This is a genomic window from Brevibacillus sp. IT-7CA2 (genome assembly GCF_949767855.1).
Taxonomy (GTDB): Bacteria; Bacillota; Bacilli; order Brevibacillales; family Brevibacillaceae; genus Brevibacillus.
On record NZ_CATKQT010000022.1, the window covers coordinates 562,249 to 588,035 of the forward strand.

General features: G+C 47.1%; 20 protein-coding genes. 11 read left to right on the forward strand and 9 right to left on the reverse strand.

Annotated features, from left to right (window positions below):
* Positions 1-30: 30 nt before the first annotated feature.
* Both ACM6JA_RS15710 and ACM6JA_RS15715 read right to left on the reverse strand, forming a co-directional pair.
* On the reverse strand, positions 31-465 hold the full coding sequence (locus ACM6JA_RS15710; protein WP_414853139.1) for a VOC family protein: 435 nt from the start codon (positions 463-465) through the stop codon (positions 31-33).
* Between the two features lie 91 nt (positions 466-556).
* The gene (locus ACM6JA_RS15715) at positions 557-1,459 is read right to left on the reverse strand and encodes a LysR family transcriptional regulator (RefSeq protein ID WP_409178860.1); all 903 of its coding nucleotides are present in this window, start codon (positions 1,457-1,459) and stop codon (positions 557-559) included.
* A 124-nt stretch (positions 1,460-1,583) separates the two neighbouring features.
* Between ACM6JA_RS15715 and gltB the strand changes: the two genes are divergently transcribed.
* Both gltB and ACM6JA_RS15725 read left to right on the forward strand, forming a co-directional pair.
* Entirely contained in the window at positions 1,584-6,197 is a 4,614-nt protein-coding gene (gene gltB, locus ACM6JA_RS15720; protein WP_414853021.1) for a glutamate synthase large subunit, read from the forward strand.
* A 147-nt stretch (positions 6,198-6,344) separates the two neighbouring features.
* Positions 6,345-8,303, forward strand: coding sequence for a hypothetical protein (locus ACM6JA_RS15725; RefSeq protein WP_414853022.1), 1,959 nt, complete (start codon positions 6,345-6,347; stop codon positions 8,301-8,303).
* 97 nt (positions 8,304-8,400) lie between these two features.
* Here ACM6JA_RS15725 and ACM6JA_RS15730 read toward each other — a convergent pair whose 3' ends face one another.
* Positions 8,401-8,613, reverse strand: a complete 213-nt coding sequence (locus ACM6JA_RS15730; protein WP_414853140.1) for a hypothetical protein — start codon at positions 8,611-8,613, stop codon at positions 8,401-8,403.
* Between the two features lie 190 nt (positions 8,614-8,803).
* On the opposite strand from ACM6JA_RS15730, the gene ACM6JA_RS15735 reads away from it, so the two are divergent.
* Positions 8,804-9,226, forward strand: coding sequence for a VOC family protein (locus ACM6JA_RS15735; RefSeq protein ID WP_414853023.1), 423 nt, complete (start codon positions 8,804-8,806; stop codon positions 9,224-9,226).
* A 75-nt stretch (positions 9,227-9,301) separates the two neighbouring features.
* On the opposite strand, the gene ACM6JA_RS15740 is transcribed toward ACM6JA_RS15735, so the two are convergent.
* The 3 genes from ACM6JA_RS15740 to ACM6JA_RS15750 all read right to left on the reverse strand — a co-directional run bounded on the left by ACM6JA_RS15740 (position 9,302) and on the right by ACM6JA_RS15750 (position 13,258).
* Complete coding sequence (locus tag ACM6JA_RS15740) at positions 9,302-10,630, reverse strand: GntP family permease (protein ID WP_414853024.1); 1,329 nt, start codon at positions 10,628-10,630, stop codon at positions 9,302-9,304.
* A 25-nt stretch (positions 10,631-10,655) separates the two neighbouring features.
* A complete protein-coding gene (gntK, locus tag ACM6JA_RS15745; RefSeq protein WP_414853025.1) occupies positions 10,656-12,197 on the reverse strand; it encodes a gluconokinase in 1,542 nt (513 codons plus the stop codon).
* A gap of 194 nt (positions 12,198-12,391) precedes the next feature.
* Positions 12,392-13,258, reverse strand: a complete 867-nt coding sequence (locus ACM6JA_RS15750; RefSeq protein ID WP_414853026.1) for a MurR/RpiR family transcriptional regulator — start codon at positions 13,256-13,258, stop codon at positions 12,392-12,394.
* 172 nt (positions 13,259-13,430) lie between these two features.
* On the opposite strand from ACM6JA_RS15750, the gene gnd reads away from it, so the two are divergent.
* The 3 genes from gnd (at position 13,431) to ACM6JA_RS15765 (ending at position 15,188) form a co-directional block, all read left to right on the forward strand.
* Positions 13,431-14,327: a phosphogluconate dehydrogenase (NAD(+)-dependent, decarboxylating) gene (gnd, locus tag ACM6JA_RS15755; RefSeq protein WP_069845130.1), complete on the forward strand. Its 897-nt coding sequence runs from the start codon at positions 13,431-13,433 to the stop codon at positions 14,325-14,327.
* Between the two features lie 187 nt (positions 14,328-14,514).
* Positions 14,515-14,910 carry an enoyl-CoA hydratase/isomerase family protein gene (locus ACM6JA_RS15760; protein WP_414853027.1) on the forward strand — a complete coding sequence of 132 codons (396 nt, stop codon included), beginning with the start codon at positions 14,515-14,517 and terminating at the stop codon, positions 14,908-14,910.
* A gap of 20 nt (positions 14,911-14,930) precedes the next feature.
* Complete coding sequence (locus ACM6JA_RS15765) at positions 14,931-15,188, forward strand: enoyl-CoA hydratase-related protein (protein WP_414853028.1); 258 nt, start codon at positions 14,931-14,933, stop codon at positions 15,186-15,188.
* Here the strand turns inward: ACM6JA_RS15765 and ACM6JA_RS15770 are convergent, their stop codons facing one another.
* Positions 15,189-15,893, reverse strand: coding sequence for a TioE family transcriptional regulator (locus ACM6JA_RS15770; protein WP_414853029.1), 705 nt, complete (start codon positions 15,891-15,893; stop codon positions 15,189-15,191).
* 179 nt (positions 15,894-16,072) lie between these two features.
* Between ACM6JA_RS15770 and ACM6JA_RS15775 the strand changes: the two genes are divergently transcribed.
* Together ACM6JA_RS15775 and ACM6JA_RS15780 are read left to right on the forward strand one after the other, a co-directional pair.
* Positions 16,073-17,338 (forward strand): class I SAM-dependent methyltransferase, encoded by a 1,266-nt coding sequence (locus ACM6JA_RS15775; RefSeq protein ID WP_414853030.1) that lies wholly within the window; start codon positions 16,073-16,075, stop codon positions 17,336-17,338.
* A 2-nt stretch (positions 17,339-17,340) separates the two neighbouring features.
* Entirely contained in the window at positions 17,341-19,926 is a 2,586-nt protein-coding gene (locus ACM6JA_RS15780) for a metallophosphoesterase (protein WP_414853031.1), read from the forward strand.
* A gap of 53 nt (positions 19,927-19,979) precedes the next feature.
* Here the strand turns inward: ACM6JA_RS15780 and ACM6JA_RS15785 are convergent, their stop codons facing one another.
* Together ACM6JA_RS15785 and ACM6JA_RS15790 are read right to left on the reverse strand one after the other, a co-directional pair.
* Positions 19,980-21,392 (reverse strand): alanine/glycine:cation symporter family protein, encoded by a 1,413-nt coding sequence (locus ACM6JA_RS15785; RefSeq protein WP_414853032.1) that lies wholly within the window; start codon positions 21,390-21,392, stop codon positions 19,980-19,982.
* Between the two features lie 43 nt (positions 21,393-21,435).
* A complete protein-coding gene (locus ACM6JA_RS15790; protein ID WP_035291144.1) occupies positions 21,436-22,413 on the reverse strand; it encodes a glutaminase in 978 nt (325 codons plus the stop codon).
* Between the two features lie 267 nt (positions 22,414-22,680).
* On the opposite strand from ACM6JA_RS15790, the gene ACM6JA_RS15795 reads away from it, so the two are divergent.
* The 3 genes from ACM6JA_RS15795 (at position 22,681) to ACM6JA_RS15805 (ending at position 25,783) form a co-directional block, all read left to right on the forward strand.
* Positions 22,681-23,940, forward strand: coding sequence for an ATP-binding protein (locus tag ACM6JA_RS15795; RefSeq protein ID WP_414853141.1), 1,260 nt, complete (start codon positions 22,681-22,683; stop codon positions 23,938-23,940).
* A gap of 4 nt (positions 23,941-23,944) precedes the next feature.
* Entirely contained in the window at positions 23,945-24,877 is a 933-nt protein-coding gene (locus ACM6JA_RS15800) for a response regulator (protein ID WP_414853033.1), read from the forward strand.
* A 156-nt stretch (positions 24,878-25,033) separates the two neighbouring features.
* Positions 25,034-25,783 carry an alpha/beta fold hydrolase gene (locus ACM6JA_RS15805; protein WP_414853034.1) on the forward strand — a complete coding sequence of 250 codons (750 nt, stop codon included), beginning with the start codon at positions 25,034-25,036 and terminating at the stop codon, positions 25,781-25,783.
* Positions 25,784-25,787 lie beyond the last annotated feature (4 nt).

Here is a 25,787-nt window from a genome sequence, read left to right on the forward strand (position 1 = left end):
GCATCTGTTCATCAGGACTTTTTCTTTCGCTTACTCTTTTTGGAACGAACCGAGAATCTCCAGGTAGTGAGCATTGTACATGATGCCGAGGACATTCCCAAACGGATCAAGGACAGAAGCCGTTATGAATCCGTCACCACGCTGGATCAGGGGTTCGTACTCTCTTGCTCCCATGGATAACAACTTATCCAGTACGGATTCGATATCGTCGACGTGCCAGTACATCACAGCGCCACCCGGACTAGGTAGCGCCGCAGCAGGTGCGAAACGGCAGTCAATAAGGCCTAGTTCGTGCTTGTAGTCTCCAATGCGAAACTCGACGTAGGCGAGCTGTCCATCCGGTCCAGACCGCTCGAAGTACGGCGCAATGCCCAGCAGTTCCGTGTACCACTTTTTAGCCGCCTGCACATCATCCGCCCAATAACTAATCGTAGCAAAGCCCCGCAAGGTTTGGTTGTGACTCATCATCGAAGTCCCTCCTTCTAATGGATGGTACTTCCGATTATAAGGACCCACTACTGACAACTGTCTGTCAGTAGTTTGAGATTCTTTCCCCTTAACTGTACTTACTCAGCACATCAAAAAACTCTTTCAGAAAATGATAAAAAAGCTTTTCAGAAGGGGGAAGCTCACGGTTGTTAGGGATGATAATGCCCACTGTTCGCGTCACCAATGGCTCACTTATCGGGATTTTCACTGTCTCACGAGGAACGTTATCCGTTAACGTAAGCTCTGGCAATAATGTGACGCCCAAGCCTGCCGCCACCAATCCTTTAATCGCATCGATATCTTCCCCTTCAAAAGCAACTTGAGGAGAAAAGCCCATTTGCGAGCAAGCATTGACTGCGATATTGCGGAGGACGAAACCGGGTGGAAACAACACAAAAGTATCTTCCTGCAATTGACTGAGACGCAAGCTCGGCTGCTTGGACAGCGGGTGCTTGGCGGGCAGCAGTGCCACGATGTTTTCAGCGAAGAAGATGTAGCTGCGCACATTTTTTTCCTGAGTGGGAACAGGCCCAAGAAAAGCCAAGTCGATTTCACCGTTGATGACCGAGTCGATCAGCCCCTGATAAGAGCCTTGCTTTAATTGAAAGCCGATGTCCGGATACCGCGCGCGAAAACCGGAGATGACGGTCGGCAGGGGATTGGCGGCAAGACTGCTCGTAAAGCCTACCCGAATCGTACCGCGTGACGGGTCGAGGAACTCCTCAATCTTCTCCTTTGCCTTCTCGATTTCGTTCATCGCCATTTCGACGTGCTGCAAAAAGATTTTTCCAACTGCCGTCAGCTTGATATTGCGACCTTCACGGAGGAACAGCGACACACCGAGCTCTTCCTCCAGATTGGCAATTTGCCGACTGAGGGCAGATTGGGCGACGTGTAAATGATGTGAGGCTTCGGTGAAGTGCTCTCGTTTGGCAACCTCGATGAAGTATTGAATCTGTCGTAGCTCCATGAATACCCCCACCTTACCCATTGATCTCGATTTGAGATAGATTTTGCATAAATTATATATTGTTTGTATCGTTTCACTCAATCTAAAATGTACATACCAGAGAGAGCAAGGAGAGTGGAGATACATGACGATACAAGGAATGCCTGCTAAGCAAGGTCTGTACGATCCGATTTTCGAACATGACGCTTGCGGAATTGGTTTTATTGCAAATTTGAAATCGAAATCGACGCATGATATGGTCCGAAAGGGTCTGAAAATTCTGTGCCAGCTGGAACACCGCGGCGGTCAAGGCAGTGATCCGGAAACGGGAGACGGTGCAGGGATCTTAACGCAAATTCCACACGCCTTTTTCAAAAAGACCTGTAAAGAGCTGAATATCACGCTGCCAGCGCCAGGCAAATACGGTGTAGGTATGCTGTTTCTTCCGATGGATGAGGAGAAGCGGCAAAAGTATGAAGATCAGCTGGAGGCGATTGTCGCAGCTGAGGGACAAAAGCTGCTCGGCTGGAGAACAGTTCCAGTCGATTCGACGAAAATCGGCAAAACCGCTGTAGCGAGTCAGCCTTATGTCCGACAAGTATTCATCGGAGCCAGCTCGAATATACCGGACCAAATGGCATTTGAACGGAAGCTGTACGTCATTCGCAAGCAGGTGGAACGGGCAGCAGGTGCTGATTTTTACGCCGCTTCTATGTCTTCGCGTACGATTGTCTATAAAGGATTGCTCACACCAGGACAGCTGGATGCTTTTTACCTTGATTTGCAAGATAATTCTTATACTTCTGTCTTCTCAGTCGTTCACTCGCGTTTCAGCACGAACACATTCCCTACATGGGAGAGGGCACACCCGAATCGTTATTTGATTCACAACGGGGAAATCAACACCTTGCAAGGAAACATTAACTGGATGATGGCTCGTGAAAAAATGTTCCAGTCTGAGGCGTTTGGTGCTGATTTGGCAAAAGTGGTGCCAGTCATTGATATGGCCGGCAGTGATTCTGCGATTTTGGATAACTGCGTGGAGTTTTTCTCGCTGGCAGGTCGCTCCTTGCCGCATGTCGCGATGATGATGATTCCTGAACCGTGGGATCAGGATGAGCGAATCGACGAAAATAAGAAAGCTTTTTACGAGTATCATAGCTGCCTCATGGAGCCGTGGGATGGTCCAACAGCTATTTCTTTCACGGATGGCAGACACATCGGCGCAATTCTCGACCGAAACGGATTGCGACCAGCGAGATACTATGTGACATCAGATGATACCATCATTTTCTCATCGGAGGTTGGAGTTCTCGAAGTACCAGATGAAACGATTGTCCAGAAAGGACGGCTTAGCCCTGGACGGATGCTGCTGGTCGACCTCGAAGAAGGCAGAATTGTATCAGACGAAGAAATCAAGCAAAAAATCGCAAGCGAACAGCCATATCGGGAGTGGGTGAAAAATAACCTGCATGCCATCGAGGATTTGCCGACAGTAGGTCGCACGGAGGAGCTGCAAGGAGATAGCCTGCTTGCGCACCAAAAAGCATTTGGCTATACACAGGAGGAAGTCGACAAAGTACTTGCCCCGATGGTGGCTGAGCAGAAAGACCCCATTGGTTCGATGGGGGTAGACACACCACTCGCGGTATTGTCTGATCGCGCTCAGCTCTTGTACCACTATTTCAAACAGTCCTTCGCACAAGTCACGAATCCTCCGATTGATGCGCTACGGGAGGCCTGCGTAACATCGACTCATACTGTGCTTGGCGCGGAAGGAAATCTGCTTGCACCGGATGCGAGCAATTGCCGCAGAATTCGTTTGACCAATCCTTTGCTCTCCAATCAAGAGCTGGCGAAGCTTCGCGCGAACCCATACCAAGAGTTCAAGGCGAAAACATTGTCGATACTCTTCGCGGCGCAAGGGGGAGAAAAGGGGCTAGAGCTGGCACTTGATCAATTATTCGCTGCGGCGGATGAAGCGATTGCTGCTGGTTACTCCTTGCTGATTTTATCAGATCGCGGTATGAATCATGATTTGGCTGCGATCCCTGCCTTGCTAGCTGGAAGTGGACTTCACCATCATCTCGTCCGCGCAGGGACACGTACCAAAGCGAGCATCATCATCGAATCCGGTGAACCACGTGATGTACACCAGTTCGCTATGCTGATTGGTTACGGTGCCGACGCGATCAACCCATACGTCGCCATCTCAAGTGTAAACCAATTGGTTGTATCGGCTAAGCTGAAGGATCTCACTAGCGACGAAGCAGTCGAAGTGTACCTGCAAACAGCCGTAGAAGGTGTCGTAAAAGTCATGTCCAAGATGGGCATTTCGACCATTCAGAGCTACCGCGGCGCACAAATTTTTGAAGCGGTGGGCATCCATTCTGCCGTCATCGATCGCTATTTTAGCCGTACGCCTTCGCAGATTTCGGGGATCGGACTGGATGTGATTGCGCAAGAGACTTTGCTTCGCCATGCGAAAGCATTTTTGCCAGAGCATTCCGAGGAAGCACTGGAGGCGGGTAGTGATTTTCAGTTCCGCCGTGACGGTGAGTTCCACCTGTTCAATCCGAAGACGGTTCATGCCCTACAAAAAGCTTGTCGGGAAGGTAGCTATGAGCAGTACAAAATCTATGCAGAGCAAGCGACAGCACAGCAATTCGTAGCCCTGCGGCATTTGCTCGATTTCAAGTCCAATCGACAGCCGATCCCGCTGAACGAAGTAGAATCTGTTGACTCCATTGTTCATCGTTTTAAAACAGGGGCAATGTCATACGGTTCTCTCAGCAAGGAAGCGCATGAGACGCTAGCAATCGCTATGAACCGTTTGGGTGCGAAAAGCAACAGCGGGGAAGGTGGCGAAGATTCGGCACGTTACATCATGGATGAAAACGGAGATTTGCGACGCAGTGCCATTAAGCAGGTCGCATCAGGACGCTTTGGAGTATCCAGTCATTACTTGGTCAATGCCTCTGAGATCCAAATTAAGATGGCACAAGGAGCAAAGCCGGGCGAAGGCGGTCAATTGCCAGGAAGCAAAGTCTACCCATGGATTGCCGAAGTACGCGGATCGACACCAGGAGTTGGACTCATTTCGCCGCCGCCTCATCACGATATTTATTCGATCGAGGATTTGGCACAGCTGATTTTTGACTTAAAAAATGCGAATCCACGTGCACGAATCAGCGTGAAGCTCGTATCCAAAGCTGGAGTCGGAACGATTGCGGCTGGTGTCGCGAAAGGTCTTGCAGATGTCATTGTCGTCAGTGGACACGATGGCGGCACAGGCGCTTCCCCAAAATCAAGCATCAAGCACGCAGGACTGCCATGGGAGCTCGGACTTGCTGAGACACATCAGACGCTGTTGTTGAACCAATTGCGTGACCGTGTGGTTCTGGAAACGGACGGCAAACTGATGACGGGACGCGATGTCGTCATTGCAGCTCTACTCGGTGCGGAGGAATTCGGCTTCGCTACGGCACCACTTGTTTCCATAGGGTGTGTCATGGCTCGCGTATGCCACCTCGATACATGCCCAGTGGGTGTGGCGACACAAAATCCCGAGCTGCGCAAACGGTTTAAGGGCGATCCGCAGCACGCTGTGAATTTCATGCGTCTCGTTGCCCGTGAAGTTCGTGAGATCATGGCGGAGTTGGGCTATCACTCCATCGAGTCGATGGTCGGTCAGAGCCATGTGCTGAAGATGAGCGACAAGGCAAAAGAACACTGGAAAGCCAAGCATGTTGATTTGTCCGCGCTCTTGTTCCAACCGGATGTCTCCGAGGAAGTGGGCCGCTATCATCAACGCAGCCAAGATCACAAGCTGGAAGAAACGCTGGATCGACAAAAACTGCTCAAGCTGTGCAAGCCAGCATTGAATAAACAGCAGCAGGTAGAGGCAAAGCTCGCCATCACCAATACGAATCGCGTGGTCGGGACGATCCTGGGCAGCGAGGTAACCAAACGCTTTGGCGAGCACGGTCTGCCGGAGGATACAATCCGCCTGCATTTTACTGGCTCGGCAGGTCAAAGCTTTGGGGCATTTGTTCCACGAGGGATCACGCTGCATCTCGAGGGAGATGCGAACGACTACGTAGGAAAAGGTTTGTCTGGAGGCAAAATTGCGGTCGCACCATCGAAAAACAGCAAATTCGCTCCCGAGCACAACATGATTATCGGAAACGTTGCGTTCTACGGAGCTACGTCTGGTGAGGCGTATATCAACGGGATGGCTGGTGAGCGATTCTGCGTTCGCAACAGCGGAGTGACGGCAGTCGTTGAAGGAGTAGGCGATCATGGCTGCGAGTATATGACTGGAGGCCGCGTCGTCGTTCTTGGCCCCGTCGGCAAAAACTTTGCAGCAGGCATGTCAGGCGGTACAGCGTACGTTCTGGCTGAGGATAAAGAGAAGTTTGCTGCGATGTGCAATCAGGAGATGGTACTCCTGGAGACACTGGAAGATCAACGGGAGATCGCTCGAGTCAAACGCTTGCTGGAAAACCACGTAAGCCACACAGGCAGCCGTCATGCACAAGCTCTTCTCGATGAGTGGGAACGTACCGTCCAACAGTTTGTCAAAGTCATTCCAAAAGATTACAAGCAAATCGTCTCCACGATGGAGGAGTTGGAGAAATCCGGTATGAAGCGCCAAGAGGCAATTTTGGCCGCTTTTGAATTGAGTCAGAAGAAAGGCGATGCCAAAGCACCGAAAAAGAAAGCGCCCGAGCAACCTTTTGTCTCTGTGGGCAAATAAGGAGGATAGCCGATGACTTATTTTGTGAGTCATCGGCTTTTTCTTTTGGTAACCAATCACTTGTCCATGACGTCATAGAGTTCCATTTTCTTTCAATCGGATTGGGAAAGAAGACAGAATTTGATATGATAAGAAAAGATTTGATAAATGATCGTACTGGTAGGTGATGTGATGTTTTTCCAAAATCAGGATTCGCAAGCAAGTTATCGTCAAACCCCTGAAAATTCTTCAAATTCCCCAAGCGCTAAAAACTCAACGCCACATGTCTTGCAGCTCGCCAAAAAAATCGGAAACAAAGCCATGACCCATTTACTCCAAAAGCAAAGAAATAACCAACCAGTCATACAAGGTAAATTCAAGGGTATTGAACCAACCGATTACACAACAAATGAGTATGATAACAATCCGGATAATGAAGGTCAATTTACAGCTGTGCGAGCAGATAAAGACCTCCCTACCTTTTTTGGCGTGTTGAAAGATACATATGGTGAGAACAACGTAAATAAACACTTTTTTTCCAAGACAGATGCATTAGGAGATACATGTGATCGTCCTCATTCCGTTACTGCTATCGTAAAAAAAGGCACATCGAGAAAGGATCGTAAAGGCGATTCTGTTGTAAGTGCGATCGGCAATTTGGGTACAGAAGAGCGATTGATACGGGATGGAAAAAATGATGCAGCCAAAACCGCATACGATGGGGGGCACTTGGTCGGTTATCAGATTGTACGAGGAATCGAAGCGAACCAAGCGTGGAATATAGCCCCGCAGGATGTGAAAAACAACGAGCATTCTTATAATAATACGATTGAAAAAATGCTACGGGGAGCGGGAAAAGGTACGGAGTATACGTACTCTGTTGAGGTGAAATACGATCAATGGAACTTTAGTGTGGATCAAGAACAATTGGTAAAGCTGGGTGCTTTGAAACAGGTCGATTCAACGAAGCCATGGGAAATTCAGCTACCAGTCAGGATTCCGTTTAAATGGGATGCAAAGGCGGATATGACCAAGACAGATGAAAAGAAATGGAAATTTGCCAGTCCAACAGAGGGTGAATCTTCTTTCGAACAGTTTTCTCAAACAATGGATGAAGGTAATTTGGATTTTACGAGAAAAAGCCACACAGCAAGATTCAATCTCGCATTTTCCGATAAGGACGGAAATGAGGAGCTCTATGACATTGATTCCGATAATTTCGATGCTAAGAAAGTAAAAGGGATTCGCTACTCCATGCATCAATCCTTACCTACAGACTTTTTGAAAAATCAAAAACCGGTAGAATGGACGGGAGAAGAAGCGAATGCAGTTGCTCATTTTGGTGAGGTTAAAAAGGGGCAAGCTTCGTCCACCAATACTTTTGAAATCATGCCAGCCAAACTGAAACGAAACAAAATTCTTATCGATGAGATTGAAGAAATTGGTGATGTAGAAAAGCCAGAAAAAATGAGGTTTATTCCAGAAGGGATTTCCCAGTTAGATGAACGTGACGATAAAAAATGTGTATTTATTTATCAATTAGATAAAAACAAAATTCGAAACGAATACATGACTCTTAAGAAAATAGAGGCGGATTACTACCCATTTTTTGATGTACAACAAGAAGAAGAGGAAAGGTTTGAGAAAGAAAAAGAGAACTTCGATAGCATAGCAAATGAGTTTGCTACATGTATGGAAGAATTAGATAATAAGAAAGAGGATGAGATTGAAAGTATTCAGCAAAAAATGGCCCAGTATAGCAAAATACTAGAGGCACAGACCCTAACTCTGACACGGATAAAAAACCATCGAATAGGAAGGAATTTATACAAGGAAACAGTAAAAGAGATCTATCCACAATATAAAGAGAAAATATGGCGTAGCTTACAAGTATTACGATCGATAACTGGGTATGATTCTGACATCGAATATTATAATGGTGGCAAAAAATCAGATAGTAAAAACAAAACGAATAGGAATGGGAAAAGAACACTGGAGGCTAGGGAAGATAAGCGCAAAAAAAGAAAAAATGATAAGGAACAACAACAAGAAAATAAAAAGATGATCGAAGAAGCGACAGGCAAGTTTTTGCGAAAATCAGTAGAAGATTATTTAAATAAGAAGTAATGAGGAGTAAAGCAATGGGTATGTGCGGTAAGTAATGGGAACGAGGTGCAAGTTTCGCCCCTGCACCCCGTTTTGTTAAACATAGAAGAAGCTTGCTTTATTCTGTTCGGTCTCTATCGGCATTATTATTCGCAACATCCCACGTGTCATTGCCGTCAGCCGCCACATTTTCTCCCATTTTGTTGCCAAGTGCACCCCCGGCAACGGCACCTGCAATGGTACCAAGCGGACCTAAAATAGAACCTACAGCAGCACCTACTGCAGCACCGCCAACTGTTCCTACAGCTTCACCAGCTCCACTGCCTGTCATGTTCGCTTCGTTGTTGTCAACGTTGTCAACAGCATCGTTGTGATTGCGTTCGTTGTTAGTAGCCAAGATTGTCACTCCCTCGATTAGTGTTGGGAAGTTCTGCTATATCAAACGTGCAGCCCCAAAGCATAGGGTGCCCCAAACCTATCATTTCATTCCAAAAAAACTTGAAGCTGGAGGAACCGAGAGCATGATTCAATCTATCGTCCATATCGCGCTAGTGGTCAAAGATTATGATGAAGCCATTGAGTTTTATACCAAGAAGCTTCATTTTACTTTAGTGGAAGATACGTATCAGCCAGAACAGGACAAGCGGTGGGTTGTCGTATCTCCACCTGGTTCTGTTGGCACTACGATCTTGCTTGCAAAAGCATCCAAACCTGAGCAAGAGCTATTTATCGGGAATCAGGCTGGTGGGAGAGTTTTTCTCTTTTTAAACACAGATGACTTTTGGCGAGATTATCATGAGATGGTAGCAAGAGGAATCCAATTTGTGAGAGAGCCAAAAGAACAGCCGTATGGTATGGTGGCGGTCTTTCAGGATTTATATGGCAACCTGTGGGATTTGCTAGAGCTGAATGAAGATCATCCGATTGCCAAACGAATGAAGTAGCGAGTTACCCAGCCAGCCAAAAAACAGGTCTTACCTCCAGCGATGTGGATGGAAAGACCTGTTTTTCATTTCGTGTTACACGATATAGGACAGTCCCATGATCAAAATGATTGCCACAACAGAAAGAATGGTCTCCATCACTGTCCATGTTTTAAGCGTATCTTGCACAGACATATTGAAGTATTCCTTGATCAGCCAAAATCCGGAATCATTTACGTGAGACAGGATCAGGGAGCCAGAACCTGTTGCCAGTACCAAAAGCTCTGGGCTTGTTCCAGGGATTTGTAGCGCGATCGGACCTACGATACCTGCTGCCGTCATCATGGAGACGGTTGCAGAGCCCGTTGCCACACGGATCAAGGCCGCGATCAGCCAGCCTAGGAAAATAGGGGAGATCGCAGACGCAGTAGCGAGCTCAGCAATATAGTCACCCACACCGCTGTTCAGCAGTACTTTGTTAAATGCGCCACCTGCGCCGATGACGAGCAAGATTGTCGCGGTTGGAGCCAAGCAATCATTTGTGAATTTGAGAATATCGTCTTTGGTAAAACCACGATTGAATCCGAGCGTCCAGAAGGAAACAATCACGGCAATCAACAGAGACGTAATCGGGCTTCCGATAAAATCAGCCCATTGGCAAATCGTATGTTCTTTTGTCAGAGTCACATCTGCAACCGTTGCAGACAACATCAACAGCACAGGGAGCAGGACGGTGAAGACGGTAATCCCAAAGCTAGGCAAATCACGCTCGGATTTTGGCTCCGCCAAATGGGATGTGAGCTCTGGAGAGATGCTGGTCTTGACTCGTTTGCTAATCCAACTGCCGTAGAGTGGTCCAGCAATAATCGCGGAAGGCAGCGCGACAATGATCGAGAGCAAAATCGTTTTACCAACATCCGCCTGAAACAGATCGACAGCGGCCATAGCAGCAGGGTGCGGTGGCACGATCCCGTGAACGATAGAAAGGCCGGCTACGAGCGGAATACCGATTTTGACAAGGGAGACACCTGTTTGTCTGGCAATCGTAAACACGAGTGGAATCAAGAGAACAAAACCAACCTGGAAAAATACCGGAATCCCTACGATAAACGCGACGAACATCATGGCCCAGTGTACGTTCTTCTCACCGAAGCGATTGATGAGAGTACGGGCAATGCGCTCGGCACCGCCAGATTCTGCCATCATTTTGCCAAGCATGGTTCCCAAGGCAAGCACGATCGCGATAAAGCCGAGAGTGCCACCCATCCCATCCTTAATTGAATCCACAACTTTTACAAGCGGCATGCCGGATGCGATTCCCACAAATCCAGCGGCCAATAACAGTGCGATAAATGGGTTCAGTTTGAAGCGAGTAATGAGAACGAGCAGGAAGACGATGGACAGCAGTGTAATGACGAGTGGCATGATGAACCCTCCCTAGTTGTTGTCTCTAGTTGTTCAACCGCTTTTGGAATTCGGCTATCAGCTTGTACTCTTCCAGCAGGTTGTAATAAACACGCTCGTATATATAGAAAAGCTCCAAATAAACACTGGATCGTTCCAAATCTGGCTCATGGCGATGCGAAATATGAATCATCTTTTTCACATCTTGCAAATGATCCATCGCCCCCAATGCATGCATCGCCAAGAGAGCGGCACCAAAGCTCGAGCTTTCATGACTCTCCGGAATCAGCACTTCATACCCGAACATGTCGGACATAATCTGGCGCCATTCCCGCGAGCGAGCGAATCCACCCGATGCACGGATTTCCTTGGCTCCACCTGCCAGATCGCGCAAGGCGATACCGATGCTGTAGACGCTAAACAAGATTCCTTCGAGAACCGCTCGAATAAAATGCTCGCGCTTATGATGGAGGCCGATACCGAAGAAGGAGCCTCTTGCTTGGGCGTTCCAGTACGGAGCTCGTTCGCCGGATAGGAAGGGGAGAAAGAGCAACCCGTCTGCACCAGCTCGAACATGCTCAGCAGCTTGGATCATGACTTCATAGGGATCAACGCCGAGCTGTTTGGCTTTTTCCACTTCTGGCCAGCTGAATTCGTCTCGGAACCAGCGAAGCATGATCCCACCGTTGTTCGAGGGTCCGCCAATCACCCAATGATCTTCCGTTAGCACATAGCAGAAAGTCCGTCCTTTTGGATCGGTGATCGGCTCTGGAACAACTGTTCTTACAGCGCCACTCGTGCCAATCGTGATGGCTACTTGTCCGTGATCAATGGCTCCGATGCCGAGGTTTGCCAAAACGCCATCGCTGGCACCGACGACGAAAGGCGTATCTGGATCGATCCCGATCTCTTCCGCATAACGAATCTTCATTCCTCGCAGGATATGAGTAGTCGGTACAGGTTCACTGAGATGTTGCTTGGAAATGCCTGCGACTTGCAGCGCCTCCTCATCCCAGTCGAGCTTTCTCAGATTGAACAGCCCCGTAGCGGAAGCAATAGAGTAATCGACGATATACTCACCAAAAAGCCGATAAATGACATACTCCTTGATCGAAATAAACTTGGCTGCCCGCCGAAACGTATCTGGCAAGTTTTCCCGTAACCACATGATTTTGGGCAGTGGCGACATGGGATGGATGGGTGTGCCTGTCGCTAAGTAAATCTGATGACCGACACCGTCTGCTTTTAGTCGATCTGCTTGTACCACGCTCCGATTGTCAGCCCAGATGATGCTGTTCGTCAGGGGATTGCCACTCGGGTCGACAGCGATCAGACTGTGCATGGCAGTAGAGAAGCCAATACCACCGATCTCGCTTTTGGCAATGCCTGCATGCTCCAGTGCTTGTTTCAATGCCTGGATGACAGCAGCAAAAATCGTCTCCGGCTCTTGCTCAGCCCAAGACGGCTGGGGAACGAGTAGCTGATAATCGATATTTCCCGTACCGCGGATGGCGCCGGAAGGAGTGAAAACGATTGCTTTGGTACTGGTTGTCCCGATATCAAGCCCGATAAAGTAGGTTTGTGTCATAGTAGTCACCCCTAATTGAATGCGCTTTCAACGTGTTGTCATGGAGATAACGCGATTATATCGAAATTTTTTTCATTTGTTAAGCATTAAGAAAAAAATATTTTACAATTGAACACTTCACATGATGCTTGTATGATTTGCATTTTTCTCCTGCAAGTTGCAAGAGGACGCAAGCAAAAGAAAAAACGCCTGATTTACAGGCGTTTGAGTGAGATGGCTTCGCGGATGTGCTGGATATTGGCGATCGTATCATCCTGCCGCCGTAAGGATACGGCTACATAGAGCAGATCAATTAAGCTGAGCTGAGCAAGCCTGGAGGACAGGGCTTCTGTACGAAATACCGTTTCACGTGAAGTCGTGTATAAGCACATGTCTGCCAGACGCACGAGAGGAGATTTCCCATAGCTTGTGATTCCGATTGTTTTTGCTCCGGCTTCCTTGGCAACCTGTAGGGCTGCCAAAATATCTTTATTGGAGCCAGAGTGGGAGATGCCTACGACGACAGCGCCTTTAGTAAGCAGAGAGGCGGACATCACTTGATAGTGAGCATCAGAATGATAGAGACAAGGGATACCTGTCCGCATAAATTTGTGGTACGCATCCTGCGCGATGACGGCTGAGCCTCCCGAGCCATAAAACTCGATCCGGCTAGCATTTTCCAAACAGGAGACGATTTTCATTAACTCATCTTTATTGATAATCTGCTGTGTGTCCCGAATCGTCTCGATATTCGCTGTGAAAATTTTTTCAGCAATCGCACTGACGTCATCGTCGTCGAGATTGATTTCTTGGTGAATCGTTTGCTTCGGATTCGTGACTTCACTCGCCAAGGCGATCTTGAATGCTTGGTAGCCACGAAATCCAAGCCTGCGACACAGACGAAATACGGTAGCATCTGCACACTGGCATTGGTCGGCTAGCTCTGTGATAGAGTAGTGAATAATTTCACTGGCATGCTCCAAAATATAGTCGGCGATCTGTTGTTCTTTCCCGCTTAGTTGCGTATAGATGGCGCGTAATTGTGTGAGCACTCGAGGAGCATGCGGGGTGGAAGCGTTCATCAATAGGTACCTCCTAACGTTCCATTGTGAATCTGTACTGATAGTATAAGGAAAATCAGACTCCTTTTCATAGGTTCGAAAAAATTTTCTTCATTTTTGATGAAAGATGAAAATTTTTGTCTTATAATACGTGGTAACAAGATATGATCCAAAAAGGAGTGAGGTACACGATATGAAACTTGCGATCCTCGGATTAGGAAAAATGGGGTACAATCTCACGCTTAATTTGCTCTCGCATCAGCATGAGGTCGTAGCCTATGATGTAGATTCTACGCGTGCAGAAGAGTTGAGTCATGAAGGTGCGATTCCAGCATTTTCGGTGGAAGACGCTGTGGCGAAGCTGCCGACACCTCGCGTAATATGGCTGATGGTACCGGCAGGCGAGATTGTGGATCAATTGGTTGATCAACTCTCTACCTTGCTAGCTGCCGGAGATATCGTCATTGACGGTGGCAACTCTCATTACAAGCAATCGTTAGATCGCTATGCTCGCTTAAAGGAAAAGGGCATTCACTTCATGGATGCAGGTACGAGCGGAGGCATGGAGGGAGCGCGCCACGGAGCATGTATGATGATTGGTGGCGATCGGGAAGCATTCACTCATATCGAGCCGATGATTCGCGACATTAACGTCGAAAACGGATATTTGTACGCTGGGGAAGCGGGCAGCGGCCACTTCTTGAAAATGATTCATAACGGAATCGAGTACGGCATGATGCAGGCGATCGGGGAAGGCTTTGAGGTACTTGCGAAAAGCCAGTATAACTACGATTTTGCTGAGGTCGCACGCGTGTGGGCAAATGGTTCCGTCATTCGAGGCTGGCTGATGGACTTAACAGAGCGAGCTTTTCGAAAAGACGCCAAGCTCGATGAAATCCGTGGGGTCATGCATTCTTCCGGGGAAGGAAAATGGACGCTGGAAACCGCGCTGGATCTACAGGCAGCTACACCCGTGATTGCGATGTCCTTGCTGATGCGTTACCGTTCGTTGGACGAGGATACGTTCCACGGAAAAGTGGTCGCAGCCTTGCGCAATGAATTTGGTGGACATGCCGTAGAAAAGAAATAAGAAATGGGATGACCGTAAAGGTGCTTCGATGGTTGGAGCTCCGGGGTCATCCTTTTTTATTTTGCATATGGAAGAAGAAGGAGTTTTCATTTGGAGAGCAAAGTATGCAGGTATCGCCCAAAAGTTTGCTTGGTCAAATAGTGCTTTTTTATTTCTGTAGCTTCTAAAACGATGGGAGGATGGAAAGATGAGCGTTGAAGAGGTTGTTTTGTACAAGAATGAGAAAGGAATCGTGACCCTTACGCTAAACAGACCAGAGGCATTGAATGCATTGAACCGAGATGTCCTTAATCAGCTTTCGACCATCTTAGACAGGATCAAAACTGATCCCAGTGTGAAAGCGGTCATCCTTACAGGGGCGGGAGAAAAAGCATTTTCGGCCGGCGCGGACATCTCGTATCTGCATCAGGCGACACCGCTGGAAGTAAGGGATTTTGCTCAGTTGGCCGTTTCGGTAACCAGTCAAATCGAATCGTTGGGAAAAGTAATCGTGGCTGCGATTAACGGCTATGCGCTAGGCGGGGGCCTTGAAATCGCGGAATCGTGCACGCCGCGGAGTTGCTTCTTACAGGATCAGCGATAGATGCGGATGAAGCATACCGAATGGGTCTGGTAAATCGGGTCGTTTCGCGTGAGCGGCTACTGGCAGAAACAGAGGAGCTTCTCCTAGAAATTTTGTCTCAGTCTCCGCTGGCAGTGAAACTAACGTGGGATGCGATTCATCGAGGGAGTAACCTGACAGTAGAGGAGTCCGCACTTCTAGGCGCAGACTACTTCGGACTCGTGGCATCCACCGAAGACTTCCGGGAAGGAACCAAAGCTTTCTTGGACAAGACTCCACCGCGTTTTACAGGAAGATAATTACACGAGCTTCAATACTTCACACAATTCAACCAACCGCCTAACCCCGTACATCTGATGGCGATTGCGATCGTGAATGCTTCTGATCGCATCTGCCGTCACTTTTTTGGCCTGCTCAATACTTTGATTTTCGACTGCTTGTACAATTTCTTTCATGTTCGTTAAAAAATAGACCGTATTGCGCAATGTGCGGATAAGCAAAATCTTCCGAATATCCAGGGGAGTGAATTGGCGGTAGCCATTCTCAGGATCTCGTGGCAGTACTAGCAAGCCTTCTTTTTCCCAATGGCGAATCGCAGACGTTGTGACTCCTGTGTAAGCAGCGACTTCACCAATCGTCATGCGGTTTCGCCACTTTTTGTTTGGGGGCAAGGAGACGTCGAGATTTTCCAATAGTTCGAGTGTTTGGTCTGCTGCGACCTTCTCTTGTTGGAGGTTGGCCTGTTCTTTATTCACGAGCCAAAAGGCAGCATCCATATCTGTTTTTTGAAGCGATCGAAGGACTTCACAGGTGACAGCGACCCCAAAGCCGGGAAACATAGCGCGCAGGCAACGAAAATAGGCAAGATGGATTTCTGTATAAAGTCGATAACCATTATCTGCACGATCAGGAGCAGGAACCACTCCCCATGATTCATAATGGCGCAAAGCACTCGTGCTAATATGTAGCTCGCGAGCGATCTCAATCGGCTTGTAATAAGGCATCTGACGCACCTCCCGCTGGTTTGTTATCGCGGATTTCACTATACCAAGAACAGCATCTCGTAGCAAATGTTCCTGTAATTTTTGGTAGGTCGTAATACTTTTACCCTGTTCAGCATGGGATGAAAAAGCGAAGATTGTCAGTAGGTATTGATTCTTCTTTTCCAGAGGTGAGACAACGTATGGCCATTGTTCAGCTACAATCAGAGAACCCGGACTTTTCGTTCATGATCAAGAAAAATCCGAATTCTGGACTGAGTTTACGATCCATTCGAAAAGGTATCGCATACGGGTGGTTTTCTAATACGGATACATACAACGTTTACTTTAAAGATGCAGAAAATGAGGTCTCCTATAAACAATCCGAACAGGAGCATTTTGAATATTTGAATGTCTCTCGGTACAATACACCCTTGTTTCCGTTAAATGCGATCAATGAATTTTTTTCCGCTCCGATGAAGCAACACGACGAACGGGATGTAGAAGGGTACGAGCATGTGTTTTTCATTAACATGATTCACATCGAACGACTGCTGTATCTGACATTTTTTGAGAAGCACCTCAAGGATTTCACCTTTGAACTCAAGCACCACGCCGATAAAAGCTACGCTTTGACCATCACAACGAGAACGAGTATGCATCAGCTTCTCCACGTCGTGAGCGTGCTCTGTCTATTCTTGAGTATGTTCGGAAAAGAGTACATCGATATATCCGATAACATCCTGGATAAATACATCAAAAGCATCCATGTCATCGACGCACCTTTTTACATACGAAGCCTGTTCGCTCGCAACTTCCTGACAACGAGAGAGCGCTATCGCAAGTACAAGACCGAGATCGAGAAGACGAGCCGCTACCCCATTCAATTGGAGTATGGCAGCACCGGTTTGCAGAGAAGAAACTACATCGCGAGTAAGCTTCCTTTTACCAAATCGATTGTAGATATCGGTTGCGGAGAAGGCTTTTATGCGATTCCGTTCGCTACCAAGCTGCCGCAGTATTACTATGCCATCGATATCGATGAACAATCGCTGGAATTAGTCAGACGCAGGGCCGAGGAAAAAGAAATCTCGAATCTAATTTTGTTTCCCTCGCTCGATCAGTTTTTACAGGATTACAACGGTGAACAGGTAGATGTCATTTTGACTGAGGTCATTGAGCATATGAGCAAAGATGAAGCGAGAGCGCTCATTAAGCAAATCTGCAGTCGATTGGATTTTGACCATTTTATCATTACGACACCGAACTCGGATTTTAATCAGTTCTATGAGCTGGAAGGCTATCGCCACGACGATCATAAATGGGAAATGGGACAAGAAGAGTTCCAGGCATGGATGACCGAGATCATGGAAGAAGCCGGGGTGCAGGGGCAATTTGTGTCCATTGGTGACGGCGTGAACGACATCCACACCACACAAGGCGTCATTGTCCAGAGAAAGGGGGCGTAACGATGCTGTTACAGACACAGGTTCACACGATTTTTATGCTCGTCGGTCCCACAGAATGTGGGAAAACGACTTTTGCCAAGGAAGTACTCATGCCGAGGCTTTCATTTGAAGATGAACAAAAAAACGTAAAAGCAAATGTCCAATACATTTCTTCGGACAGCATTCGCCAGGAACTGCTGGGCTATGATTACGACAAGTATGATCAGGTGATGCTGGAGGCCAGTGAGCAGGCATTTCAGCTACTGTTTGAAAAGCTTCGCTTGGTAACCACGTTTCCGATCAACGCCGAATTCGTGGTTGTCGATACAACAGGACTAGCAGAAGACTTCCGCTCGAAAGTCCGCGAAATCGCAGCAGAGAACAATTACCGCTTGGAAGTGATCCTCTTTGATTATCGCAATCGGGAAGATTACTATGCATCCGAACGGTCAAAAAAACTGATTACCAACCATATTCTCCGGTTGAAGCAAGAAGTGCTCCGGGCATTATCAAAGGAAGGGTACCACAACATTCACCGGATACGGCACAAAGATTTTTACGCACTAGCTGATGGGGTGGCTAATCCTCGTTATGATGTCGTGATCGAAAATAAGGATGCATATCTGGCTACGATCCTTCCCAAAGATCAAACATACATTATCATCGGAGACATTCACGAATGCGTCCATGAATTAAAAGGTCTCCTGCAAACCTACGGATTCAAGCTCGAGGACAATCGTCTCATCTCGACTGACAAGGTGCAGCATACCAAAATCATCGTAGCAGGGGACTGGATCGACAAAGGAGCGCAAACTAGGGAGATCATTGAGTTTCTATACGAGAATCAACAGCATTTCTTGTTTGTTCTCGGGAACCACGAAAATTTTGTCTACAAGTACTTGCGAAAGGAACTAAAAGGGGTAGACCCACAGCTACTGGATACTTATTTTGATTCCACACACGTCCTGGAAAAAGACACTGAATTAACAGCGATGTTCAATCACCTGTATACGCTGGCTCAGCCGTTTTATCGATCTAACGCACTGACTGGCCCGTCCTATTATGTAACTCACGCTCCCTGCAAAAAGAAGTATATCGGAAAGCTTGATGCGAATTCGTTGCGGCGCCAACGCAATTTTCGGATAGACCGAACAGCTTCTTTGGAAGAGCAACTCGCATTTTTGACGGTTGAGGCAGTCAGTAACCATCCGTACCATATTTTTGGACATATCGCGGCACAAAAAACGTTTCGCCAAAAGAACAAACTCCATCTCGATACCGGATGTGTGCACGGAAATGCTTTGACATCCGTCGTGATCGCACACAAGCCGTTTTTCAAGTCGGTTCAGTCTGAGCATCGGGTGATGACAGAGGAGCTACCGATCCTGTTCCATGCAGAAAAACAAGTATCCATGGGAGATTTGGAAGAGGAAGAACTCCGTCGACTCCGTTACTGCTCGCAAAATAAGGTCAATTTTATTTCCGGAACGATGCCTCCAGCGGATAAGGATGAGGCGACTCAGGAGTTGGAGTCTTTGAAGGCGGGGCTGGACTATTTCGCGAATCGAGGCATTCATCAGGTCGTGTTGCAGCCGAAATACATGGGTTCGCGATGCAATCTCTATCTCCATCTTGATCGCGATAAATGCTTTGCGATCAGCAGAAATGGCTATGCCATCAATCAGGTTGATTTGTCACCGATTTATGACAAGTTACATGCAAGGTTCCGCAAATATATGGAGCAGAATGAAATGGCGATGCTTATCTTAGATGGCGAATTGTTGCCGTGGAGTGCAATAGGGAAGGGCTTGATCGAAAAGCAGTTCAAACCAATCGAATCCGCGCTGGGCAGTGAATTTGCATTTTTGCAGGAAAACCGTTTTGAAGAGGCGCTTCACCAACTCATTCACAACTATGACGAGAGCGGATTCGAAAAAGACCAGTTCCACCTATCCAAGAGTGCGCTCACGGAAAAATTCGGTTCGAGCTTGTATCAAAACTACAAGTATACGCGAGAAATCAAAGAGAGTTACGTTCCTGTCGACAAGCATTTGGAGGCCTATCACATTTACCAAAAACAGATGGAGCTCTATGCAGGAGAAGGGGAGCTTGACTACAAGCCTTTTTCCATTCTAAAGGCTGTCTATTTGAATGGAGACGAGCAATTGCCCGATTGGAAAACATCCGATATGTATCGCTTCGTAAATGACGATCATTTTCTTGCCATCGATTTGTCTGAGCCGAATGCGTATGAACAAGCGGCACGTTACTTTTCCACGATTACACTGGAAAACAAGATGGAAGGCATCGTGATCAAACCAGAGCTCATCGATCAGAAGGTCGTGCCTGCCATGAAGGTTCGCAATCCGGAGTACATGTCGATTATTTATGGATACGACTACCGTTTCCCACACAAGTACCGCAAGCTTTTCAAACAGAAAAATATTACGCAAAAGCTCAAGACTTCGATGAAGGAACACAAGCTGGGTGAAAGGATGCTTGGTTTCAAATTCGACGACATTTCTCCAGAAAATACGGAGTATCAAAAAGCAGTCGCAACGATGCTCTTTGAAGTGGCGAAGGAAAAAGAGATCGATCCGCGATTGTAAATGAAAAACGAGAAGCTGCTGACTGAGCAGGCTTCTCGTTTTGATTTGCAGAGCTATTTGTTGGACGATGGAGCAGCATCCCATGCTTCAATATTATCGACACCTTCAATACTGTCCTTGTAGAACACAGGATCTTTTCCTGCTTTTTTCTGTTCCAAATAATCATGTAGCGCAGCATACGCAACTTTTGACAACATGGCAATCGCAATCAGGTTGACAATGACCATGAAGCCCATGAACAAATCGGCCAAATCCCATACGAGCTGTACCTTTGCCACTGATCCGAACAACACCATGGCAAGTACACTTAAACGATACAGCATGAGCCATGCTTTGCTTGTCTTTAAAAACTCGATGTTGGTCTCGCCGTAATAGTAGTTCCCGATCAAAGTACTGAAGGCGAACAGGAAAACCATAATGGCAAGGAAGCCAGAAGCCCAGGAACCGATATGAATGCTCAGTGCTGCTTGGGACAGCTCAATGCCACTCAATCCTTGTTGCGTGTACGCGCCAGACAGCAAAATGATGAAAGCTGTGCTTGTACAAATTACGAGGGTATCGAATAGAACACCGAATGCTTGAATCAGACCTTGCTTCACTGGATGGCTCGTTGTTGCCGTTGCCGCAGCATTCGGTGCACTACCCATACCAGCTTCGTTAGAGAACAAACCACGCTTGATGCCGTGCATCAGAGCTGCACCCAGGGTTCCACCAGCGAATTGCTCGAATCCAAACGCGTTTTTCACAATCAACGTGATCAGTGCAGGCATCTCGGTGATGTTCATCATCACAATAAACAGGGCCATACCTATGTACAACACAGCCAAGACAATCACGATGTACTCAGACATTTTTGCGATGCGTTTCACACCACCGAAAATAATCAATGCAAATGCGATAGTCATGATAATTCCGATTGTCAATCGATCGGTACCGAACGAATTTTCAAAGGCAATCGTGATGGTGTTGGATTGCACGGCGTTAAATACGAGACCAAACGAAAGCGTGATGAGGACAGCGAACAGTGCGCCCATCCAACGTTTGTTCAGCCCTTTTTCCATGTAATAAGCCGGACCGCCACGAAAACCGCTCTTATCCTTGATTTTATAAATCTGAGCGAGCGTACTCTCAACAAAACTGGATGCCGAACCGATAATCGCAATGACCCACATCCAGAATACGGCGCCAGGACCACCTAATGCGATCGCAATAGCAATTCCCGTAATGTTCCCTGTACCGACACGCGCGGCCATACTAATAGCGAAAGCTTGGAAAGGGGAGATGCCGCCATCGTCTTTCGCTCTCCCTTCTTTAATGGAACGGATCATTTCCGGTAACATACGTACTTGCAAAAATTTACCCCGGAAGGTAAAGAACAAGCCTAACGCGATTAGCATGACAATGATAATATAGGACCACAAAAAATCGTTTACGGAAGTTGTTACATCGAGTAGGAATTGTTGCATCGTGTCACCTCGAATTTTCTTATGAATTTTTCCTTAGTATTCTCTAAAAAATCGTTACATCCCATTCTTGAGCCATATGTTTTAACAAAGAAACGCCCGCTACACTGTTTCCACAACCATCAATGGAAGGTCCAAAAATACCGATTCCACAGCCATCCTGAAATGGTGAATGTGGTTTGCGGTTAGGAGGAACCAGCGTCATGATTCCGCCTGAGACGCCACTTTTTGCTGGCAAACCAACATTCGCGGCGAATTTGCCCGATGCATCGTACATGCCACAGGTGAGCATCAGTGCTTTGGCTAAACGGACGACATCTTTCGGAAGAACTTGTTCGTTGCGCATCGGATGGTAGCCATCGAGTGCCAAAAGGAGACCGATCAAGGCAATTTGCTCGGTGGTTACTTCAATCGAGCATTGGGTGAGATAGACCTCCAAAGCGTCTTCCACTTCGCACGCCAAATAGCCGGTATCCTTTAAATAGTGGGCGAGTGCCCGGTTTCTGTGAGAGTTTTCCCATTCGGAAAGAAACACTTCCTCGTTCACCGTTGGTGTAACACCTGTAATTTTACTGAAAAATGCATACAAGTAGCGCAGTTTATGATCCGGTGTTTGACCAGGGAGGAGTGAAGATGTCGTAATCGCTCCCGCATTGATCATCGGATTAAAAGGCTTACCTGGTTTGTTCATTTCCAGACGGATAATGGAGTTGAATGCATCTCCAGTCGGTTCTACATCTACCCGATCCAACACGTAAGGGATACCATGGTAGCAGCAAGCAGCAATAAAACTGATTACTTTGGAAATACTTTGCATCGTGAAAGGAACTTCCCAGTCACCCGCCGTGTGCATTTTTCCTGTAGGCTCGATGATACAAATACCTAACTGATTCGGATCCGTTCTGTCCAAAGCAGGGATATAACTGGCACATTTTCCTTCAGATGCCTTGGAACGATATTGTTCCACCCATTGCTGTAATTCATCCACGAGTAAAACCTGTTGAATCAACGCCTTTCCCCCCAAAAATCGAATACACTGCTCTTACGCAAAGAGGAAGAGAAAGCGCTTCCATGCCTCGCGAAATACATATAATGAACACTTTACAACCACCCTACAAAATAAAACAAAAACTCACAGATTGATTCAATTGAGTGTTACATTTTTTTTTGAGACTTGTCCTACATGTGTATCCTCGGTAAAAATAGATAGGGGCATCAAGAAACAACATGGGATGTGAAAGGCGTGCGTGTACAAACACAAGTAAAACGAGATTGGTATATACTGGCGCTCATGCTGATTACGGTCCCATTGGCAGGAGAGTTGAAGTTTTATCCCGTCAATGAGACATTTCGAATTAGCTTTGGAGCTCCTACCTTTTTCTTCTTTTTATTACTGTTTCAAAGAATTCCATCTGTTCTCGCTGGCTTTTTGACGGGGATTACGGTCGTATGCTTTCGGATGGTGATTGACCTCATCGCCGGGTATCATACAGCATGGGAGGCTTCTCTCCAAGCGCATTATTCTAGCTTTTTCTTTTATTTCGCTTATTCTGTTCTGTTTTATCTAACCGGAATGCGTCGTTTACACAACAGGACAATTTTGGTTGGATTGATGGGAATGGTCATCGAGGTATTGGCTGACCTTATTGAGTTTCTCTCGCAACATGTCCTGCTGGATACCGTCCTCACATGGGAAGCGGTGCAAGAGATGCTCGTTATCGCTCTGTCCCACAGCTTTATCGTGATTAGTTTTCTCAACATGATGAAGCTGTACGAAGCACAGTCGAGAGAGCAACAGACAAGAAAACAGAACGAACACATCCTTATGCTGATTTCCACCTTGTATGAGGAATCGATTCATCTGAAAAAAACACTGCAAAATGCCGAGAGTATTAGTATGAAGTCTTTCGAGCTTTACCAGGGCTTGCAGGAGCTTCATAAGGAACAGGTGGCCACGAATGTAGAGAGCTTTGCCAAGCAAGCATTGATTGTCGCAGGCGAGGTTCACGAAATTAAAAAGGACAACCAACGCATTTTTGCAGGGCTTCACAAGCTGATATCCGATGAAAGCATCACGGATTACATGGACATCCACCAGATCGTGGACATTATCAAACGAAGCAATATGAAGTATGCAACTTTGTTGGAGAAGGACATACAAATCACAGCTTCCATTTCGGGGACACATCCGCTCTACCACGTTTTCATGATGCTTTCCCTGATCAATAATCTGGTGGCAAATGCAGTGGAAGCCATCCAGCAAACAGGAGCCATTTCCATTGAAATTGATCGGATAGGCGATCTTGTGGAAATCAGAATCAACGATGACGGACCGGGAGTACCTCCACGGCGAAAGGCCTTGCTGTTCAAGCCTGGCTTTACTACGAAATACGATCAAACCGGCAACCCCTCTACAGGGATCGGACTGTCTTATGTACAACAATTGGTGGAACAATGGCAAGGAGAAATCTCCTTACAGGATGGAGTAGATGGGAAGGGGACAACATTTCTCATGCGATTACCAATTGATCCGATAACGAAGAAAGAGTGAGAAGATGCTGTTTTATTTAGTTGATGACGATGATGCTGTACGTCTCATGTTGACGGAAATCATAGAAGACGAGAATCTGGGCGAAGTCGTGGGGGAAGCATCTGACGGCTCGATGGTAGACGGTCATACGTTAACCGCACGCAACGTAGATATTTTGCTGATCGATTTATTCATGCCCAACCGGGATGGGATTGAGACGATTCGCCAAGTGAAGCCGACATTCACAGGAAAGATCGTCATGATTTCTCAGGCAGAAACGAAAGATTTGATAGCTCAAGCTTACGCCCTTGGAAGCGAATACTATATTATCAAGCCTGTAAACAAGATCGAAGTCGTAACGATCCTCCAAAAAGTGATCGAGAAAATTCGCCTCGAGCGTTCGATACGGGACATTCACAAATCACTGAATGCCGTCATGCAAGTGGACCAGCAGCCTTCCGGACAACTTCGTCCGTCACAGGGCAAACCACTTCGTGAGGCGGGTCAGTTTCTGTTAACGGAGTTGGGTATCGCGGGAGACAATGGAAGCAATGACTTGCTTGAGATTTTGGACTTCTTGCATGGATACGAACAGACGCATACGTTTAAAAATGGATTTCCGGCCCTGAAAGAGATCTTTGTGGCAGTAGCACAGGACCGGCTCGGAGTAGCTGTGGACGATCCACAAGTCGCCAAGGTTGTCAAAGCTTCTGAGCAGAGAGTCCGTCGAGCGATTTATCAGTCGCTGAACCATTTGGCGTCACTTGGGCTTGCGGACCTCTCGAATTGGAAGTTCGAAAATTACGCTTCGCAGTTTTTTGATTTTACGTATGTGTGGAAGAAGATGGCGGAGTTAAAGAGCAATGCCGCATCGCCGAATTCAGATATTCGGATCAATATGAAAAAGTTCATTCAAGTGCTGTATGCTGAGGCGAAGCGCATTCAGTCGGAGGCGTGATTGTTCTGTGTTTGACGTGTAGAGGTAAGTCCTGATCATGTTGATTAGGGCTTTTTGTTTTGTATGGGAATGCATTTGTTTTTTTATTGACTAAACGTTCATTCAATAATAAACTGGGATCATATACCAAATCTACAATTCACGGAGGGATCACCGATGGATTTGTACTATGAGGTTTCAGGGGAAGGAAAACCACTCATTCTATTGCACAGTGGCGGTGCTGATTTGCGAGATTGGATGTTTGTCGCGCCGATTCTGGCGAAGCATTATCAGGTCATCGCTTTCGACGGACGCGGATGTGGAAAATCGCCGTCTCCAACAGAGACAGCCAACTACGTTGCTGATTTGCTTTCCGTCATGGATCATTTCCAGTTGGACGAAGCCACGCTCGTAGGGCACTCGATAGGCGGACGAATTGCAACGGATTTTACGCTGACCTATCCGCAGCGAGTGAGTAAACTTGTGCTGATTGCTCCAGGTTTGACAGGCTATACATCGAGTCAGCCATTCACGGAATGGATGCAGAAAATCCAAGAAGAACCGGATGTTGACCGTATGGTAGAGCTTTCCTTATCGGCCTGCCCGTACCGCCTCGTGATGGGAAGTCCGCAGAAGGACCTTTTGGTAGAGATGGCGAAGCATAATTTAGCAAAAATATCCGAGTGGTCGACATGGGAGTCCATATGGCCGCAGCCGCCTGCCATTGAGCGGCTCGAAGAATTAGCCAATCAAACATGCTTGATAATCGGCAAGGAAGATGCCCTGGATGCGAAACGGATGGCTGAATATTTTAAAGAAGTTTTACCGGAGAGAAGGTTTATTGAGATTACGGGTGCCGATCATAAACCAACGTTGACGCATCCTGAAGAAATCGCCCGCGCTATCACTGAATTTTTGGAGGATTGACTGA

Excerpts from the sequence above, each read along its gene's own strand:
- gnd (WP_069845130.1), top strand. The coding sequence starts at position 13,431 with ATGAAACTTGCGATCCTCGGATTAGGAAAAATGGGGTACAATCTCACG.
- ACM6JA_RS15740 (WP_414853024.1), bottom strand. The coding sequence starts at position 10,630 with ATGCCACTCGTCATTACACTGCTGTCCATCGTCTTCCTGCTCGTTCTC.
- gntK (WP_414853025.1), bottom strand. The coding sequence starts at position 12,197 with ATGACACAAACCTACTTTATCGGGCTTGATATCGGGACAACCAGTACC.
- ACM6JA_RS15775 (WP_414853030.1), top strand. The coding sequence starts at position 16,073 with ATGGCCATTGTTCAGCTACAATCAGAGAACCCGGACTTTTCGTTCATG.
- ACM6JA_RS15795 (WP_414853141.1), top strand. The coding sequence starts at position 22,681 with ATGCTGATTACGGTCCCATTGGCAGGAGAGTTGAAGTTTTATCCCGTC.
- ACM6JA_RS15780 (WP_414853031.1), top strand. The coding sequence starts at position 17,341 with ATGCTGTTACAGACACAGGTTCACACGATTTTTATGCTCGTCGGTCCC.
- ACM6JA_RS15715 (WP_409178860.1), bottom strand. The coding sequence starts at position 1,459 with ATGGAGCTACGACAGATTCAATACTTCATCGAGGTTGCCAAACGAGAG.
- ACM6JA_RS15785 (WP_414853032.1), bottom strand. The coding sequence starts at position 21,392 with ATGCAACAATTCCTACTCGATGTAACAACTTCCGTAAACGATTTTTTG.
- gltB (WP_414853021.1), top strand. The coding sequence starts at position 1,584 with ATGACGATACAAGGAATGCCTGCTAAGCAAGGTCTGTACGATCCGATT.
- ACM6JA_RS15710 (WP_414853139.1), bottom strand. The coding sequence starts at position 465 with ATGAGTCACAACCAAACCTTGCGGGGCTTTGCTACGATTAGTTATTGG.
- ACM6JA_RS15805 (WP_414853034.1), top strand. The coding sequence starts at position 25,034 with ATGGATTTGTACTATGAGGTTTCAGGGGAAGGAAAACCACTCATTCTA.
- ACM6JA_RS15735 (WP_414853023.1), top strand. The coding sequence starts at position 8,804 with ATGATTCAATCTATCGTCCATATCGCGCTAGTGGTCAAAGATTATGAT.
- ACM6JA_RS15765 (WP_414853028.1), top strand. The coding sequence starts at position 14,931 with ATGGGTCTGGTAAATCGGGTCGTTTCGCGTGAGCGGCTACTGGCAGAA.
- ACM6JA_RS15730 (WP_414853140.1), bottom strand. The coding sequence starts at position 8,613 with ATGACAGGCAGTGGAGCTGGTGAAGCTGTAGGAACAGTTGGCGGTGCT.
- ACM6JA_RS15760 (WP_414853027.1), top strand. The coding sequence starts at position 14,515 with ATGAGCGTTGAAGAGGTTGTTTTGTACAAGAATGAGAAAGGAATCGTG.
- ACM6JA_RS15725 (WP_414853022.1), top strand. The coding sequence starts at position 6,345 with ATGATCGTACTGGTAGGTGATGTGATGTTTTTCCAAAATCAGGATTCG.
- ACM6JA_RS15800 (WP_414853033.1), top strand. The coding sequence starts at position 23,945 with ATGCTGTTTTATTTAGTTGATGACGATGATGCTGTACGTCTCATGTTG.
- ACM6JA_RS15770 (WP_414853029.1), bottom strand. The coding sequence starts at position 15,893 with ATGCCTTATTACAAGCCGATTGAGATCGCTCGCGAGCTACATATTAGC.
- ACM6JA_RS15750 (WP_414853026.1), bottom strand. The coding sequence starts at position 13,258 with ATGAACGCTTCCACCCCGCATGCTCCTCGAGTGCTCACACAATTACGC.